Source organism: Sporanaerobium hydrogeniformans, assembly GCF_002735925.1.
GTDB lineage: Bacteria > Bacillota > Clostridia > Lachnospirales > Cellulosilyticaceae > Sporanaerobium > Sporanaerobium hydrogeniformans.
Genome location: NZ_PEDL01000020.1, coordinates 37813 through 55448 on the forward strand (window position 1 = coordinate 37813; position 17636 = coordinate 55448).

Here is a 17636-nt window from a genome sequence, read left to right on the forward strand (position 1 = left end):
AGGGAAAATGATGATAAAAACCTTATTAGCTCAAGTGAAAGAATATAAGACAACTTCTATTTTAGCCCCTATTTTTATTGTACTAGAGGTTATTATGGAAGTTTTTATTCCACTAATGATGGCATCTATTATAGATGATGGAGTGGAAAAAGGAGATATGAAGCATGTTGTATTTATGGGAGGATGCATGATTGGTGCGGCACTACTTGCTTTACTATTTGGGGTATTAGCAGGTAAATATGCTGCCTATGCAAGTAGTGGTGTAGCCAAAAATTTAAGAGGGAGTATGTATAAAAATATACAAGATTTTTCCTTCTCTAACATTGATAAGTATTCAACAGCAGGGCTTATTACCCGATTAACAACCGATGTTACTAATGTACAAAATGCTTATCAAATGATCCTTAGAATGTTTATGCGTGCACCTTTTATGCTTATTTGTGCCATGATTATGGCGTTTAATATCAATGCGCGTATTTCTCTTATATTTGTGGGAGCAATCATTTTTTTAGGAATTGCTTTAGCTATTATTATACTAAAGGCCTATCCTGTTTTTACTATGGTATTTAAGAAGTATGATCATTTAAATGCAAGTGTGCAGGAAAACATAGGTGCTATACGTGTAGTTAAAGCTTATGTAAGAGAAGACTATGAGGTCAGCAAGTTTAAAAGAGCCTGTGAAAATGTGTATCATATGTTTGTGAAGGCAGAAAAGCTTATTTCTTTAAATATGCCGATTATGCAATTTGCTATGTATAGCTGTATCTTACTTTTATCTTGGCTGGGAGCTAAAATGATTGTAGTCGGTGATTTGAAAACTGGAGAATTAATGAGCTTATTTGCTTATGTAATTAATATTTTAATGGCACTTATGTTTATTGCCATGGTTTTTGTTATGGTAACGATGGCACGCGCTTCAGCTGAACGTATAGCAGAGGTCATCAATGAAAAAACAGATCTTATGAATAGTTTAAATCCTATTTATGAAGTGAAAGATGGAAGCATTACTTTTGAAAATGTAGATTTTTCCTATCATAAAGATCCTAATAATTGTGTATTAGAAAAGATTAACGTTACAATTAGAGCGGGTGAAACAGTAGGGATTATCGGAGGAACAGGAAGTGCCAAGTCTTCTCTTGTTCAACTTATTCCAAGACTTTATGATGTAACTGCTGGACAGGTTAAAGTAGGCGGTATAGATGTAAGAGATTACGATATTGAAACCCTCAGAAATGAAGTAGCTATGGTGCTTCAGAAAAATGTATTATTCTCAGGAACCATTAAAGAGAACTTACGTTGGGGAAACAAGGAAGCGACAGATGAAGAAATCATAAGAGCATGTCAGCTTGCTCAAGCTTCTGAGTTTATTGAGAAAATGCCAAAGGGGTATGATACGTATATTGAGCAAGGTGGGAGCAATGTATCTGGTGGACAAAAGCAACGGCTTTGTATTGCTAGAGCCCTTCTTAAAAAGCCTAAAATTCTCATTTTAGATGATTCCACGAGTGCAGTAGATACAAAAACAGATACACTGATTCGAAGAGCTTTCAAAGAGGAAATCCCCAATACTACTCAAATCATTATCGCGCAGCGTATTTCTTCTATTCAGGAGGCAGATAAGATTATTGTCTTAAACGAAGGGAAAATCGAAGGCATCGGAAGTCATGAAGAACTTATGGCAAAGAGCCACATTTATCGTGATGTGTATGCATCTCAGATGAAAGGAGTGGATGAGCATGAAACCAAATAAGATGCCAATGGGACAAGGAAAAAGGCCTAAGCTTGAAAATCCAGGAAAAACTTTTAAAAGATTATTAAGTTATGTTTTTAAAAATTATAAGTGGCATTCTATTATTGTTATAATTTCCATTGTGATAAGTTCTCTTGCCAGTGTAGTGGGAATGCTGTTTATGAAGAACTTAATTGATGATTACATTGCTCCTTTCTTAGGGAATGCAAACCCTGATTTTACTTCTCTTTTACATGTCCTAGTGATGATGGCAGGTGTGTATTTAGTGGGAGTAATAGCTACCTTTGCTTATAATCGAATCATGATTTATGTATGTCAGGGAACCATGAAAAATATGAGAGATGACTTGTTTACTCATATGGAAAAATTACCTATTAAATATTTTGATACACATGCGCATGGTGATATCATGAGTATTTATACAAATGATATCGATACATTAAGACAGATGATTAGTCAAGCGATGCCTCAGTTTTTCGCTTCTATTTTTACGATTATAAGTGTATTTATTTCAATGCTTATTTTAAATATTCCACTTACTTTTATTACACTGCTGATGGTCTTTTTAATGATGCAGGTGACAAAAAAGCTAGCTGGGCAAAGTGGAAGTTACTTTATGGAGCAGCAACAAAGCTTAGGTACATTAAATGGCTATATTGAAGAGATGATGGAAGGTCAAAAGGTTATAAAGGTTTTTTGTCATGAAGAAGAAAGTATGGAGCGTTTCAACGCACTAAATGAAGAGCTCTTCAAGAGTGCAAATAACGCCCATAAGTTTGCTAACATACTTATGCCTATTATGAATAACATGGGTAACCTTAACTATGTAGTAACAGCTATCTTAGGAGCGTTATTAGCTATTGGAGGGCTAGGAGGCTTTACACTTGGAGGGCTTGCTTCTTTCTTACAACTTAATAAAAGCTTTAGCCAACCCATTGCTCAGATTTCACAGCAATTCAATGCAATAGTGATGGCCCTTGCTGGTGCAGATCGTATTTTTAAGCTTTTAGATGAACAGCCAGAGGAAGATGAGGGCTACGTAGAGCTGGTAAATGTTAAAATAGGTTCGAATGGTGAGTGGGAAGAAAGTACCATGAGAACAGGTAATTGGGCGTGGAAGCATTATCATAAGGAGGATGGTACAACTACCTATCAAAAGGTTGAAGGAGATGTAGTTTTTGAGCATGTAGACTTTGGATATAATGATGAGAAGATGATCCTTCATGATATTGAGCTGTATGCAAAGCCTGGTGAAAAAATAGCTTTTGTAGGTGCGACAGGTGCAGGGAAAACAACTATTACAAACTTGATTAATCGTTTTTATGCCATTCAAGATGGTAAAATCCGTTATGATGGCATTAATATTAACAAGATTAAAAAGTCAGACCTCAGAAGATCACTTGGGATTGTACTTCAAGATACCCATCTCTTTACGGGAACAGTGATGGAGAATATACGCTATGGTAAACTTGATGCAACCGATGAAGAAGTGAAAGAGGCAGCAAGACTAGCTAATGCAGAGCACTTTATCAAACATTTACCAGAGGGGTATAATACCATGCTTACAGGGGATGGAGCTAACCTATCACAAGGGCAAAGACAGCTTCTTGCCATTGCGAGGGCAGCTGTAGCCAATCCACCGGTACTCATCTTAGACGAAGCAACTTCTAGTATTGATACGCGTACAGAAAAAATCGTTCAAGAAGGTATGGATAGACTGATGGAAGGACGAACGGTATTTGTCATTGCTCACCGTTTATCTACTATTAAAAATGCGGATGTTATCATGGTGCTTGATCAAGGCTGTATTATTGAACGAGGTAATCATGAAGCACTTATTGCTAAAAAAGGAACCTATTATCAGCTTTATACAGGAGCGTTAGAACAAGCTTAATAATAGAATAAAAAGATTAAAAGACTCTTCGCAAACAACATTTGCAAAGAGTCTTTTAATCTAAGAAATACAAATAAAAGTGATGGGTAACTAAGCCCATAGAGGAGGAGCTACTAAAGCGTTTTTTTTCTTTTAAGCATCATAAAAAATGAAAAAGTAAGGACTTCTGTCACAGGTGAAACAAGCCAAATCCCTTTTTCTCCTAAAAAAAGGGGAAGGACAAGAAGTAAGATAAAAATAAGAACGATTCCCCTAGTAAGGGACATCAAAGTAGAGTAGAGTGAATGTTCAATAGACTGAAAATAATACATTAGCACTGTATTAAAGCCCGTAAAACTAAAGGCAATAAAATAAAGCCAAATAGCTGTAGTACCTTGAAGGATTATACTAGCCTCACTAGAAACAAGGCTACTGATAAGGAACTTAGAAAAGATACCTAATAAGATAAAGACAATAAGTCCAGTAGAACCTGCAATAATCATTGCATAGCGATAAGCTAGCTTAACAATTTCAAAATTCTTTTGTCCATAATTAAGACTAATAATAGGTTGACTAGCTTGTGCCATTCCTCCAAATAAGCCTTTTGCAATAAAGGCGATGTTAGAGATAATACTAAAAATGGCAACAGCTGTAGAACCACTTACTTGCATAAGTGCAAGGTTTAAAAGAAAGATCGTAAAACCTGTAGAAACCTCAAGTAAGCTGGCACCTGTTCCGTTTTTTACTAAACGAATAAATAGGGATTTATCAAAAAAGTTTCGAGTAAAATGGACAGTGTTTTTCTTTAGAATAAAATGAAAGCAAAGTATAAACATGCTGATACTAAAGCCAATAGCTGTAGCAAGTCCTGCTCCAAAGGTGCCCATATTTAAAGGAATGATAAATACATAGTCTAAAAGAATATTGATACTATTGCCTACTATACCAGCTATCATAACCAGAGTTGGGTTTCCATCCCCTCTTACCACAACAGTCAATGTACCATAGAGCATGTAGAAAAAAATTCCCCAAGTTACAGGTAGCAAATAAGCTAGAACATCAGCCATGATGAGATCATTAGCACCTAGAAGAAGTGCCAGTTTTTCTGTAAATAGAATACTAAAAATCATAAAAAGGATACCAAGGATACCGCTTGTCACAAGAGCCATAGTAAAAACTTTATTTGCTAATTGATGGAGACCTTCTCCTTTACAAATTCCCATAGTAATAGAAGCACCGACACCAATAAGAATAGCCAGTGAAGAATAGAGGGTAAAGATAGGAAGAGAAATATTAAGAGCTGCTAATCCGTCTTTACCTACTCCTAAAGAAACAAATAGAACATCGGCTAGGCAATAGAGACTGTATGTTACCATACCTATGACTGTGGGAAGTAGATATTTTAAGTAACTTTTTAAAACTGATTTTTTTAGGATAATTGCATTTTCCATAAGTAGACCTCTGATGTATTTAGAATAATAAAGCGACTTATCTATTTTAAGTCCCTATCCTCAATAATTCAAGTCATAATAATTAAACAAATAAAATTCGAAAAAAGAAAAAGGCATATCCCTTAAGAAAAACTTAAAGTGATATGCCCTTTTGGGGGATTAGATAAAGAGTAGAACAATTAGTTAAGAACAGTGATTTCTAAAGCGATCATTTGAGGTGGTAGCGAAAGAGTAGCAGCAGGACCTACTGTAAGAGTGAGCTCTTGGCCAACTTTAAGAGAGTTTACATTAGGTTTTTTATTGCTATTTAGGTAGTTAAGTTTTGTAGTATTGCTATAACGAATGATTTCTTGATGATTGATATCTGTTGCATCTTTCCCCTTAGGAACAACTACAAAGTAATTTTTAGAAGGATGAACTTCTGTAACCACCCTATTTTCCAAAATGACATTTTGAAGCTCTGCATCTGGAACTACTTCAGTAGACGTTTCACTTTCCAATAAAGTAATAGAAAGTGCTGGTGTCTGAGGTGGCATAGAACGTGTCATCATAGAGCTGTGTGTCACAGCAACATGCATTCCAGTTTCGAGATCATTGATTTGATAGAAGCGTCTATTTTTTTCTGCTTGAATAACAGTTTCTTCACTAACATTTAAAACAATATAGTTAGTAAATGTGTTTTCACGCCCCTCAGGCAAGATAGTTACTTGACTTGATTCAAGATTTACCTCTTGAATAGTTGCTTTAGCAATGGTAACTGATTCAGGAGCTTGTGGTAAAGGGGCTACTTCTTCTTTGGGAGTAGTAAAAGTTACTGTATTATTTTGATAGCTCACTTCAAGACCAAGTGCCTTAGCAAGATCTGCTACAGCTACATAGTTACGTCCTTCATAATTGATAGTAGTAGTATCTTTTAAAATGCTTTTACCATCTAAAGTGTAGCTAATTGCAGTATTCAAATAACCTTTGATGTTTTGAAATACAGGTGCAGCCACAAGAGAAGTACAAAGGAAAAGAGAAGTTCCTACTAATAAAATAGATAATTTTTTAGATTTAAATGACATAAAAATCCTCCTTAATAAAGTGTTAAAAATTTACTAGATATAATAATTAGACGTAGGTTAATGAATAAAGTTCCACTTTTTTAGATTTATTTTCCAGTATTTTTTAGTTAACAATAAAAGACAAATATTCACATTCTTATCTATATACAGTAGAATGCCTTGCATTTTATAATGACCTTAAGATAGCCATAAAAAGGTAAAGTAAAATAAAGGGGGCTAATACATGAAGTACGGACATTTTGATAATGAGAGAAGAGAATATGTTATTGATAGGGTAGATTTACCTACCTCTTGGACAAATTATTTAGGTGTTAAAAATACGTGTGTTGTTATTAATCATACAGCAGGTGGCTATATGTTTTATAAAACACCCGAATATCATCGAGTGACAAGATTTCGTGGAAATAGCATTCCTATGGATAGACCAGGACATTATGTGTATGTAAGAGATAATGATTCAAAGGATTACTGGACGATTTCTTGGCAACCAGTAGCAAAAGCCTTAGATGAAGCTAGGTATACTTGCCGTCATGGGATGTCTTATACAACATATGAATGCGATTATAGTAAAATAAAAGCTTCTCAAACGTTAGTTGTCCCTATCCATGACGATGTGGAGCTTTGGGATGTTAAGCTTAAAAATGAAGATATAGTAGCTCGGAACTTAAGTTTATTTTCCTATTGTGAATTTTCTTTTCATCATATTATGATAGATAATCAAAATTTTCAAATGAGTATGTATTGTGCAGGATCTTCTTATGAGGAGGGAATTATTGAGCATGACTTATTCTATGAAGAATTTGGCTATCAGTACTTTACTTCAAATTTTGAACCAGATGGTTTTGACTGCTTGCGTGATAAATTTTTAGGGCTCTATCACACAGAAGATAATCCAGTTGCTGTTATAAATGGTCAGTGTAGCGGTTCTTACGAGTTAGGAAATAATCACTGTGGTGCACTTCAAAAAAATATTACTTTACAGCCTGGGGAAGAAATCAGACTTCTTTTTATGTTAGGAGAAGGGAATCGTGAGCAGGGGAGGAGAATAAGAGAAAAGTATAGCGATTTAGAGGAAGTAGATAGGGTATATAGGGATTTAAAGGCTTACTGGGAAAACAAATGCAATAAACTTCAAATACATACCCCTAATGAGGGGATGAACACTCTTATTAATACATGGACACTTTATCAAGCAGAAATCAATATTATGTTTTCGCGTTTTGCATCTTTTATTGAAGTAGGAGGTCGGACAGGGTTAGGCTATAGAGATACAGCACAAGATGCCATGACAATCCCACATTCGAATCCTGATAAGTGTAAAGAGCGAATTGAACAGCTCTTAAAAGGACTGGTATCAGAAGGGTATGGACTTCATTTATTTGAGCCGGAATGGTTTGAAGAAAACAAAGGAGCAAAGCCTTTTAAGTCACCTACTGTTATTCCAGAGTTTAATAAAAAGGATAGGATCCATGGGTTAGAAGATGCTTGTTCAGATGATGCACTTTGGCTTGTTGCAGCTATTGTGGAATATATAAAGGAAACAGGGGATTTTTCTTTTTCACAGGCAGAATTTTCTTATGCAGATGGAGGTAAAGGAAGCGTTTATGAGCATATGAAGAAGATTCTAGATTTTTCGGCAAGAGAGGTTGGTCAAACGGGGATTTGTAAGGGACTTCGAGCGGATTGGAATGATTGTCTCAATTTAGGTGGTGGGGAAAGTGCTATGGTGTCTTTTTTACACTATTGGGCACTTAATAGCTTCTTAGAACTTGCCAAGCATCTAGGTAAAAAAGAAGATGTAGAAAGTTATAGTGCACTTGCACACAAAGTAAAAACGGTTTGCAATACCCACTTATGGGATAAAGAATGGTTTATACGTGGTATTACTAAAAACGGTAAGAAAATTGGGACAACCGAAGATAAAGAAGGGAAGATTCATCTTGAATCCAATGTTTGGGCAGTGTTATCAGGTGCTGCAGATAGAGAAAAAGGTAAGCAGGCTATGGACAATGTTGAAAAGTATCTTTCTACTCCCTATGGTATTATGCTCAATGCACCTTCATATACCATACCAGATGATACTATTGGTTTTGTAACAAGAGTTTATCCAGGACTTAAGGAAAATGGGGCCATCTTCTCCCATCCTAATCCATGGGCATGGGCAGCAGAATGTCTATTAGGCAGGGGAGATAAGGCAATGGCTTACTATAATGCTTTATGTCCGTATTACCAGAATGATAAGATTGAAATACGTGAAGCAGAACCTTATTCTTATTGTCAATTTATTATAGGAAAAGACCATACAGGTTTTGGGCGTGCAAGGCATCCTTTTATGACAGGAACAGGTGGCTGGGCTTACTTTTCAGCAACAAGATATATTTTAGGCATCAGGCCACAATGGGACTATTTAGAAATAGATCCTTGTATACCAGCAGATTGGAAGTCTTTTTATATCACTAGGCAGTGGCGCGGAGCAACTTATGAGATTGCAGTAGAAAATCCTAAAGGTGTTATGAAAGGAGTAAAAGAAATTTACTTAGATGGTCATAGGGTAGAGCGTATTGAGCAAAGTGAGCTAGGGAGTAAATATCAAGTGAGCGTTAAAATGGGATAAATAAAGAGAGGATGTGAGTAGGTGATTACATTTGGAACAGGTGGCTGGCGGGCAGTCATAGGAGATGAATTTACAAAGGCTAATATTCAATTACTAGCTAAAGCACTTAGTAATAAGATGAAGGAAGAAAAAATAGAGACTAAAGGAATTGTCCTAGGCTATGATAGACGCTTTTTATCCAAAGAGGCTATGAGATGGGCAGCACAAGTTTTTGCAGCAGAAGGGATTACAGCTTACTTAATTAATAAATCCTCACCTACACCGCTCATTATGTTTTATGTAATGAAGTATGATTATCCTTACGGAATGATGATAACAGCTAGCCATAATCCAGCCATTTATAATGGGGTTAAAGTGTTTACAGCAGGCGGTCGTGATGCAGACGAAAAGCAAACCAATGCTATCGAAAATTATGCAAAAGCAGTTAAGCAAGAAGAGATTAAAGAATTAGAGTACGAGGAAGCAGTGAGAACTGGACAGATTAGGGAGATTTATCCTCTTAATGAGTATTTAGATAATATTATAGATGCAGTAGATATGCGGGCAATTCGCCAAAGGGGGCTTAAAATTGCTTTAGACCCTATGTATGGTGTAAGTGAAACGTCTTTAAAAACGATTTTACTAACAGCCAGATGTGAGGTAGATACCATTCATGAACGGCATGATACTTTATTTGGGGGGAAGCTTCCCTCACCTTCAGCAGCTACTTTGAAGGCGCTTAGAAACCGCGTTGTGGAGAGGGGCTATGATTTGGGCATTGCTACAGATGGCGATGCAGACCGGATCGGTATTATAGATGACAAAGGAAGGTTTTTACATCCCAATGAAATATTAGTACTTCTGTATTATTATCTTGTTAAGTACAAAGGCTGGAGAGGACCCGTTGTAAGAAATCTTGCAACAACCCATATGCTTGATAAGGTAGCACAGCGATTTGGAGAACAGTGCTATGAAGTACCGGTAGGTTTTAAACACATCTCAGCGAAGATGAATGAAACAGATGCCATTATTGGTGGTGAGTCTTCAGGAGGACTTACAGTGAGAGGACACATCAATGGTAAAGACGGCATTTATGCAGCAACTCTCTTGGTGGAAATGATTGCAGTGACAAATAAAAAACTTTCAGAAATAATTGAAGATATTGAAGAGGAATGTGGTAGTATATATATGGAGGAGAGAGATTATAAATTTACTTTAGAGAAGAAAGAGGCTATCTATACTACCTTAATGGCTGAGCAAAAGTTGCCTGAACTTCCTTATCCTATTGAGAAGATTTCCTATAAAGATGGTAGTAAAGTGTATTTTAAAAATGGTGGCTGGGTGATTTGTCGTTTTTCAGGAACAGAACCCCTCCTACGTATCTTTTGTGAAATGCCTACCTTAGAGGAAGCAGCAAAGATTTGTGAAATATATGAGACATTTTTAAACTTATAGTAAGTAAATATGTTTCTACTTAAAAACACGCCTTAAGAGAGTAAATATTAGTGCTCTTAAGGCGTGTTTTTGTATGAAATAAAGGGATAAGAAGAGGTGGGTAGAATGGAAAAAGAGGTAAAAAGGGGGAAACTAAAGTGGCGTATGATACATATGCTTATTTCAGGTTGGTTATTTCCACTAATGCTTTTATCTATTAGTATGTTAATTCTTGTAGCTAATAAAAATAATAAACAAATTAAACAAACCATTTTGGTTTCGACCAAACGAGCAGTAGATAGCTGTACTAACAAGATCAATAATGCCATTATTGCTTCTAAAAATGCTTCTTATAGTAATACCATCAGAGAGAGTTATTATGAGTACAAGGAGAATACTAATTACCAACAATTCTATAACGAGATTACTCAGTTTTTAAATCAGCAATATAGATACAATGATGTTATCCGAAGTGCTATGCTTTATTTTGTGGATAATCCTGATATTGTTTACTATACCTATAGCAATGTAGCAGGAGCTACCTATGGAAGTGTAGGGGATTTTAAAAATAGTGCTCAAAAAATTGTTCATAAAGAAGCAAAAGAGTTAGGTACACGAATTAAATTTATTACTATTAATGGTAAGCTTTATTTGATACGAAATATGGTAACACCTAACTACACACCTTTTGCTGTACTAACTATGGAGATTAACACAAAAGCATTGTTTGAAAATCTTTCAAGTATTGCTTGGTATACAGAGAGTATGGTGTATATAGAAGAACACTCTCTTATGCCTGCTTCGTCGGTACAATTAGAGAGTTATAAGATTTATTTAAATCACCCCTTAAGCTCAGAACCGTATATTTACGATGACAAGGAAATGCTGACTATGATGGCTGTTAAGGTAGAGGGACAACAGTTTAAGTATTTTATTAAACTGGATAAGGCAGGGGTTATAAATGAAAGTGAAGCTATTACCTATTTGTTCTTTATTTTTGTGCTCTTTATGTTGCCTCTTATGGTAATGATTTTTTACTTTTTTCATAAGAACATTACTTTACCTATGGGTTATTTGGTTAAGGCCTCTCATGAAATTGAGAAAGGAAACTTTGACATACGCTTACCTATTATCAAAGAAAATACAGAGTTTCGCTATTTAGGAGAAACCTTTAATCGCATGACAGATAAACTACAAAATCTTTTTCAAAAAATATATTTGGAAGAACTAGCACTTAGGGATGCTAATATTATGGCACTTCAGTCTCAAATTAACCCACACTTTTTAAACAACACTTTAGAAATCATTAATTGGGAGTCACGTATTGCTGGAAATAGTAAAGTAAGCTTAATGATTGAAGCCTTGTCTGTTATGTTAGAAGCAACAATGAATCGTAAGAAAGAATCCCTTATCTCCTTAGAGGAAGAACTAACGTATATTGATGCCTATTTATATATTATAGGAGAGCGTTTTGGGGATAAGTTTAAATTCTATAAGGAAGTGGAGCCACATTTATTAGATGTTCAAATACCGCGACTTATTATACAGCCAATTATGGAAAATGCTGTGGAGTATGGTATGGACGAATATGGAAGGCGAGAAGTATTTTTAAATATCTATCAAAGGGATGAATATTTGGTAATTGAAATAAAAGATAGTGGAACCTTAAACAAGCAAGATATTGCAAAAATAGAGGCTTTACTTAATGATCAACAAGATAAAGCAGAGAAAGGTTCACTTAATCTAGGAATATACAATGTGAATAAACGTTTGAAGATTATCTATGGAGAAGAAAGCGGTTTAACTATAAAAAAAGGAGAAGATAACCACACTTGTAGTACAATATTACTGAAATGTGAAAGCTTATCACAACAAAATACAATAAATAGCAATACCAATCATTAACCTGAAATTAAAATTAGGTTATCATAATCTTAAGATAAGTGATTTAAATATCTAAATAATTCATAGGGGGGTATAATGATGAAAATTAAAAAAATAGTAAGTTTAATAGTAGCATCAACTATAGCACTTTCATTAGTAGCATGTGGTGGCAAGACCGCAAGTGAAGGAGCACCATCAAGCGAGAGCAAAGCACCAGCAACGTCAACTGCGCCAGAAACGCCAAAAGCTGTTGGACCTGTTACTTTGAATGTAACAACTACTTATGCAGGAAATGATGGTAACGCGGGCAACTTCAAAGAAGCAGTGGCGAGCTGGACTGAGAAAACAGGTAATAAAGTAAATGATGCATCAGCTACTTCGGATGAAACCTTTAAGGCACGTATTTTATCAGATTTTGAAACAGGTTCAGAACCGGATGTACTCTTCTTTTTTAATGGAGTTGACTCGAATGCTTTTGTAAAAGCAGGTAAAGTTGTTTCGATTGATACTATTCGAAGTGAATATCCAGATTATGCTTCTAACATGAAAGAAGGGATGATGGGTGCTTCACCAGTAGATGGAAAAAATTACTCCGTACCAGTAAATGGTTATTGGGAAGGAATGTTCGTTAACAAATCAGTATGTGAAGCTGCTGGAGTGAAAATTCCAGATGCCACAACAACTTGGGATGAGTTTCTTGCTATTTGTCAAAAAATTAAAGATGCAGGTTATGCTCCTATTGCAGCCTCTTTGGCGACTGTACCACATTACTGGTTTGAGTTTTCTATTTACAATTACCTAGATCCAGCTACACACAATATTCTTCCAACAAGTGTAGAGGATAAGCATGGTAAAGCTTGGGTTTCTGGCTTAAATGATATTAAAGCTTTATATGAAAAGGGCTTTTTCCCAGATAATACTCTCACAGGTACAGATGATGAAACGGTTCAGATGTTTGTAGATGGAAAAGCAGCTTTCCTTATCGATGGTTCTTGGAAGGTTGGAGGAATTGAAGGTATGACAGACTCCATTGATAATTTTACTGTAACTTATGTACCAGGTAAAAACAATCGTAAATCAACAGATATTATTGGTGGGCTTTCTTCTGGTTATTATATTACGACAAAAGCTTGGGAGGACCCAGAAAAACGTGCAGCAGCTGTAGATTTTGTAAAATATATGACTTCTGATGAAATGGTATCAAAGTTTGCAGGTGTATCTGCAACAGCATTAAAGAATGGTGTAAAGGTAGATGAAAGTGCACTTTCTTCACTTGCGCTGTCAGGTCTTGAACTTGTAAAGGGAGCAACAGGTATGGCAGGTGCTGTACAAGATCAAATCCCAACAGAAGCAAGAGTCCCTGTTTTTGATGGTATGCCCAACTTGGTAACAGGTAAAGTAGAGATTCCAGCTGCAGTGACACAAGTACTTGATGCCATAGGTAAATAAGATAGATTTGAAGAATAATAGGAACCGGAGATGAATAAAGCTTCTCCGGTTTTCTTAATAAAGAGGGTGGATTAATGGGAGCAAACATATATAAAAACAAAAAGCCAATTATCTTTTTCTTGCTACCTGCCTTTGGGTTCATGTTCGTGTTTCTTTATTATCCCTTTGTTCAAAATATCATTAATAGCTTTCAGAACATAACAGGACTAGGAGCAGCAGCAACAGGTTGGAATACTCCATGGTATGGAAATTATGTAGACATGTTTAAAGATCCCAATATGTGGACTGCTTTTAAAAACACACTTATTATGACGATTGCTACAGTGGTTGGACAGGTAGGCATAGCACTTGTTTTAGCTTTACTTATTAATAATATTAAATACGGTACGGTATTTTTTAGGATTGTTTTTTTCTTCCCTATTGTTGTTTCAGCAACAGCTTTGGGATTGCTTTTTAACCTGATTTTCCTTTATGACAAAGGAATGGTAAATCAAATTTTAGAATTATTTGGGATAGCTAAACTCATTGACTGGAAGGATGAAGGGCATGCTTTAATGACGATGCTTATTCCTGTTACATGGCAATATGTAGGCTTTTATTTCATTATTCTTGTGACAGGGTTAAATGGGATAGATGAAGAGCTTTATGAAGCAGCAGCTATTGATGGAGCCTCTAAGTGGCAAAAAATACGTTTTATTTCCATTCCACTTATCCATAATACCCTTTGTACCTGCGCGATATTAGCAGTGACAGGTGCACTTAAAGTATTTGATTTGCCATGGGTAATGTTCCCCAAAGGCATACCTTATGGAAATACATGGCTAACGGGAACCTATATGTATTATCAAACCTTTAACGCTTCAAATGTTGATTATAGTTCAGCTATTGCAGTACTAATTGTTGGATTAGGGATTATTCTATCTCAAACAGTTAATATGATTTTTAAAGCAAAGGATTATTAGGAGGGAGAAATATGAATAAAGGGACACTAACTAGAAAATCGAAATTTAAACTATCTATATGCTTTATTTATATTGCTCTTTCTATATGGGCCTTAACGACTATTTACCCGATTATATGGGTGGTTCTTAATTCCTTTAAAGATAGAAGATTTATTATATCTCGTTCCTTTGAATTGCCAGTAGGAGAATTGTTTACACTAGGGAACTATCAACTAGCTTTTGAACGTGTAAATATATTTGGGGCTTATCGGAATAGTTTGGTGATTTCTTGTACAGTAGCAGCTGTAGTTATTTTATTTGCAGGACTTGCAGCTTATATTTTGGTACGCTATGAATTTCCAGGTAAAAAACTTCTTCAGTCTCTAGTATTAGCAGGGATGATGTTTCCGGCATTCTCAACGATTATTCCAGTATTTCGCTTAATGAATAGCTGGGGGATTGTAAATACCAACAATGTATGGCTATCCTTACTGGCAACAGCACTTCCTCAAATAGCAGGGAACATGTCCTTCTCGATTGTGGTCTTAACAGGCTTTATAAGGGGGTTACCCATTGAATTAGAAGAGGCAGCTTATATGGAAGGGTGTAATATTTATCAGATTTTCTTTAAGGTCATTATGCCCCTTACTAAACCTGCATTTGCAACTGTAGGGACTTTCTCTTTTTTATGGAGCTATAACGATTTATTCACACAAATGTTTACTTTACGACTTAAGGATCAATGGGCTATTACCCGCTTACTCAACGAGTTAACTTCTATGGAAGGAACTAATTATGGACTTATGGCAGCAGCTGTTACGCTGGTAGTTATTCCAGTTATGATTGTGTATATTTGCTTACAAAAATACATTATTAAAGGTATGACCGCAGGTGCTGTAAAAGGATGATAAAAAGAAAAGCTATCCTGTCAATTAGGTTGTATATGAAATAGGGAAGGTTATTTCACTTACTTTTATAATATGCTATATTATAAGAGTAAGTGTTTTGTTAAATATGTACAAAATACAACTAGGTGGGGGGTCTCAAATGTACAAGGTAGTTATAATTGATGATGAACCAATTATTGTTGAAGGATTAAAAAGAAGTATTAACTGGAGTAAATGGGGATGTAAAGTCGTAGAAACAGCCGGAAGTGGGAGAGAGGGGATAGAGGTTATTCAGCGAGAAAAGCCAGATATTCTTTTTTCAGATATATGCATGGCACCTATAGATGGTTTAACGATGATAGCCAGTATAATTGCGCAATTTCCTAATATGGAAATTGCCATATTAACAGGCTATAGAAATTTTGATTATGCACAGCAAGCCATTGAGTTAGGTGTCAGAAGATATCTTTTGAAGCCATCGAAGATGGAGGAAATGGAAGAAACAATAGGGTTAATGGTAAGTAATCTAGATAGTTATTATAAAAGTAAGAAGGTAAGAGAAGAGAAAGAAACAATAACTAAAGAGTCTCAGGAAGAGATTTTACAAGATGACCATTCGGCAAACAGTTTTATTGTAAAAAATGCTTTAGAGTACATACAAGGAAATTATATGAGCAAGCTAAAGCTTTCTGACGTAGCGAATAAGGTTTACATCAGTCAGTGGTATCTAAGTAAGTTGCTTAATAAGCACACAGGACAAAACTTTTCTGAAATCCTAAATCATGTGAGAATAAAAGAAGCTAAAAAGCTACTAGAGAATCCGGAACTACGTATTGGGGATATTGCAGATGAAGTAGGTTTTTTAGATGTGGCACACTTTTCTCGGGTGTTCAAGAAGGTAGAAGGTATTTCTGCTAATCAGTATCGTAACACAGTGTTAGGGAGAAACTAATAAGAATATTATAAATATACTTAATAAAGGCTTGGGGATATAGTATACTTATTTTAGTTGAGGTATTCACCTAAGGAGGAAATGAGTATGGGTAGAAAAATTTATCAAAATATATTATGTAGGATAGTATTGATTAGTAGTTGTTTGTTCATTTCACAAGGCACTGTAGCTAAGACAATTGAACCAGGAAATCCAGTAGGGAGCTATGATAGGGAATCTATTCGCCTTGAAGATGGAACAACAAGAAATGTAGTAGAGGGGCAACCTGTACTATTTATCAATGGAACTTGTGTGGCAGAAGATGAGGTCATTATTAGAAATGGTAGAGCGCTAGTACCATTACGTGTGATAAGTGAGGTGTTGGGATATGATGTGAGTTGGGATCAACCGACTCAAACAGTTCATATTTCACAAGGAGATAAGCAAATAATACTCACCATTAATCAAAAAGAAGCAATGATTAATAATCAGGTAACTCAGTTAGATCAGATGCCTATCCTTTATAAAGAGAGGACTTATGTACCAATACGTTTTATTGGAGAGAATTTTGATGCTCATATAACCTATGGAAAACCACTAAAAGAGCCGTTTACCTATTATTATAATACTCAGATGCCGATAACACCCACAAATACACTCATTAGGGCATTTCCTAATATTCTGGTCGATACAAAAATGTCTGATGAAACCATCTCTAAAGAAGAGGCTCTGAAAAAAACAAAAGAAGTATGTTATACAGGGCTTATTCATTTTGCAGAAAAAATGAGAGCAAATCTAGAAAGTTCTGGAGAAGAGTCTAATCGTTTTGATGAAGAATTTAAAGGAATTGAAAAAGAAATTGAACGCATGATGTATTTAGGTGAAGTTTCAAGATATTATCAATTTACAATTGGGGCATATGATATTTTGTTTGATAAATATAATGGGAATCTCTTTTTTGTAATGTATTCATCGGGGATTAAAGTAAAGAAAGTAGATGTAAATGACCCTTACCTATTCCTATCTGTCTTTATAGTAGGATAATTGAGTACGTTGAAAATGAATTTCTCTTTTTAATATTTCTTGAAAAATGAATTATTTGTATATAAATTTCAGTTTATCGAGGTACTCTTAACATCCTAAAAGTCAAGAAAAAGAAGGGGTGCCTGCGCGGCCGCAAGAAAGAAGGCTTTTCTCCGGTTTCTGGGTCCTCGCCTTGGCAAACTCTAGGCTCAGTCCTGTAGACTAACGGTCCTACCTATCGCAAGAAGAACGCTTGCGATAACGTCCCTAAAGACAGCCTACAGGCCTTCACCAAGACTTTGCGAAAGTCTGTGGAGGAAACCTGCGAAAAGCCTTCTTTCTTGCTCTGCACTGTG

Annotated in this window: 12 protein-coding genes; 10 read left to right on the forward strand and 2 right to left on the reverse strand. The window is 35.6% G+C overall.

Annotated features, from left to right (window positions below; all coding sequences use genetic code 11):
• Positions 1–10: 10 nt before the first annotated feature.
• A complete protein-coding gene (locus CS063_RS14490; protein WP_099450416.1) occupies positions 11–1750 on the forward strand; it encodes an ABC transporter ATP-binding protein in 1740 nt (579 codons plus the stop codon).
• Complete coding sequence (locus CS063_RS14495; protein ID WP_099450417.1) at positions 1737–3644, forward strand: ABC transporter ATP-binding protein; 1908 nt, start codon at positions 1737–1739, stop codon at positions 3642–3644. Before CS063_RS14490 ends, CS063_RS14495 begins: the two co-directional genes overlap by 14 nt.
• 113 nt (positions 3645–3757) lie before the next feature.
• On the opposite strand, the gene CS063_RS14500 is transcribed toward CS063_RS14495, so the two are convergent.
• Complete coding sequence (locus CS063_RS14500; RefSeq protein WP_099450418.1) at positions 3758–5074, reverse strand: MATE family efflux transporter; 1317 nt, start codon at positions 5072–5074, stop codon at positions 3758–3760.
• 179 nt (positions 5075–5253) lie between these two features.
• Positions 5254–6138, reverse strand: a complete 885-nt coding sequence (locus CS063_RS14505; protein WP_099450419.1) for a hypothetical protein — start codon at positions 6136–6138, stop codon at positions 5254–5256.
• 223 nt (positions 6139–6361) lie between these two features.
• On the opposite strand from CS063_RS14505, the gene CS063_RS14510 reads away from it, so the two are divergent.
• The 8 genes from CS063_RS14510 to CS063_RS14545 all read left to right on the forward strand — a co-directional run bounded on the left by CS063_RS14510 (position 6362) and on the right by CS063_RS14545 (position 17301).
• Positions 6362–8752: a GH36-type glycosyl hydrolase domain-containing protein gene (locus CS063_RS14510; protein ID WP_099450420.1), complete on the forward strand. Its 2391-nt coding sequence runs from the start codon at positions 6362–6364 to the stop codon at positions 8750–8752.
• A gap of 21 nt (positions 8753–8773) precedes the next feature.
• Entirely contained in the window at positions 8774–10186 is a 1413-nt protein-coding gene (locus CS063_RS14515) for a phosphoglucomutase/phosphomannomutase family protein (RefSeq protein ID WP_099450421.1), read from the forward strand.
• Positions 10187–10291: 105 nt separating this feature from the next.
• Positions 10292–12070: a sensor histidine kinase gene (locus CS063_RS14520; RefSeq protein ID WP_099450422.1), complete on the forward strand. Its 1779-nt coding sequence runs from the start codon at positions 10292–10294 to the stop codon at positions 12068–12070.
• 75 nt (positions 12071–12145) lie between these two features.
• Positions 12146–13498, forward strand: coding sequence for an ABC transporter substrate-binding protein (locus CS063_RS14525; protein WP_330401023.1), 1353 nt, complete (start codon positions 12146–12148; stop codon positions 13496–13498).
• Between the two features lie 74 nt (positions 13499–13572).
• Positions 13573–14460 carry a carbohydrate ABC transporter permease gene (locus CS063_RS14530; protein WP_099450424.1) on the forward strand — a complete coding sequence of 296 codons (888 nt, stop codon included), beginning with the start codon at positions 13573–13575 and terminating at the stop codon, positions 14458–14460.
• A gap of 11 nt (positions 14461–14471) precedes the next feature.
• Entirely contained in the window at positions 14472–15347 is an 876-nt protein-coding gene (locus CS063_RS14535; RefSeq protein WP_099450425.1) for a carbohydrate ABC transporter permease, read from the forward strand.
• 139 nt (positions 15348–15486) lie between these two features.
• Positions 15487–16278: a response regulator transcription factor gene (locus CS063_RS14540; protein ID WP_099450426.1), complete on the forward strand. Its 792-nt coding sequence runs from the start codon at positions 15487–15489 to the stop codon at positions 16276–16278.
• Positions 16279–16365: 87 nt separating this feature from the next.
• A complete protein-coding gene (locus tag CS063_RS14545) occupies positions 16366–17301 on the forward strand; it encodes a copper amine oxidase N-terminal domain-containing protein (RefSeq protein WP_180270813.1) in 936 nt (311 codons plus the stop codon).
• Positions 17302–17636: the final 335 nt, after the last annotated feature.

Bases quoted from the DNA above. Each gene is read 5' to 3' on its own strand.
- CS063_RS14490 (WP_099450416.1), top strand. From the start codon at position 11: ATGATAAAAACCTTATTAGCTCAAGTGAAAGAATATAAGACAACTTCT.
- CS063_RS14495 (WP_099450417.1), top strand. From the start codon at position 1,737: ATGAAACCAAATAAGATGCCAATGGGACAAGGAAAAAGGCCTAAGCTT.
- CS063_RS14500 (WP_099450418.1), bottom strand. From the start codon at position 5,074: ATGGAAAATGCAATTATCCTAAAAAAATCAGTTTTAAAAAGTTACTTA.
- CS063_RS14505 (WP_099450419.1), bottom strand. From the start codon at position 6,138: ATGTCATTTAAATCTAAAAAATTATCTATTTTATTAGTAGGAACTTCT.
- CS063_RS14510 (WP_099450420.1), top strand. From the start codon at position 6,362: ATGAAGTACGGACATTTTGATAATGAGAGAAGAGAATATGTTATTGAT.
- CS063_RS14520 (WP_099450422.1), top strand. From the start codon at position 10,292: ATGGAAAAAGAGGTAAAAAGGGGGAAACTAAAGTGGCGTATGATACAT.
- CS063_RS14525 (WP_330401023.1), top strand. From the start codon at position 12,146: ATGATGAAAATTAAAAAAATAGTAAGTTTAATAGTAGCATCAACTATA.
- CS063_RS14530 (WP_099450424.1), top strand. From the start codon at position 13,573: ATGGGAGCAAACATATATAAAAACAAAAAGCCAATTATCTTTTTCTTG.
- CS063_RS14535 (WP_099450425.1), top strand. From the start codon at position 14,472: ATGAATAAAGGGACACTAACTAGAAAATCGAAATTTAAACTATCTATA.
- CS063_RS14540 (WP_099450426.1), top strand. From the start codon at position 15,487: ATGTACAAGGTAGTTATAATTGATGATGAACCAATTATTGTTGAAGGA.
- CS063_RS14545 (WP_180270813.1), top strand. From the start codon at position 16,366: ATGGGTAGAAAAATTTATCAAAATATATTATGTAGGATAGTATTGATT.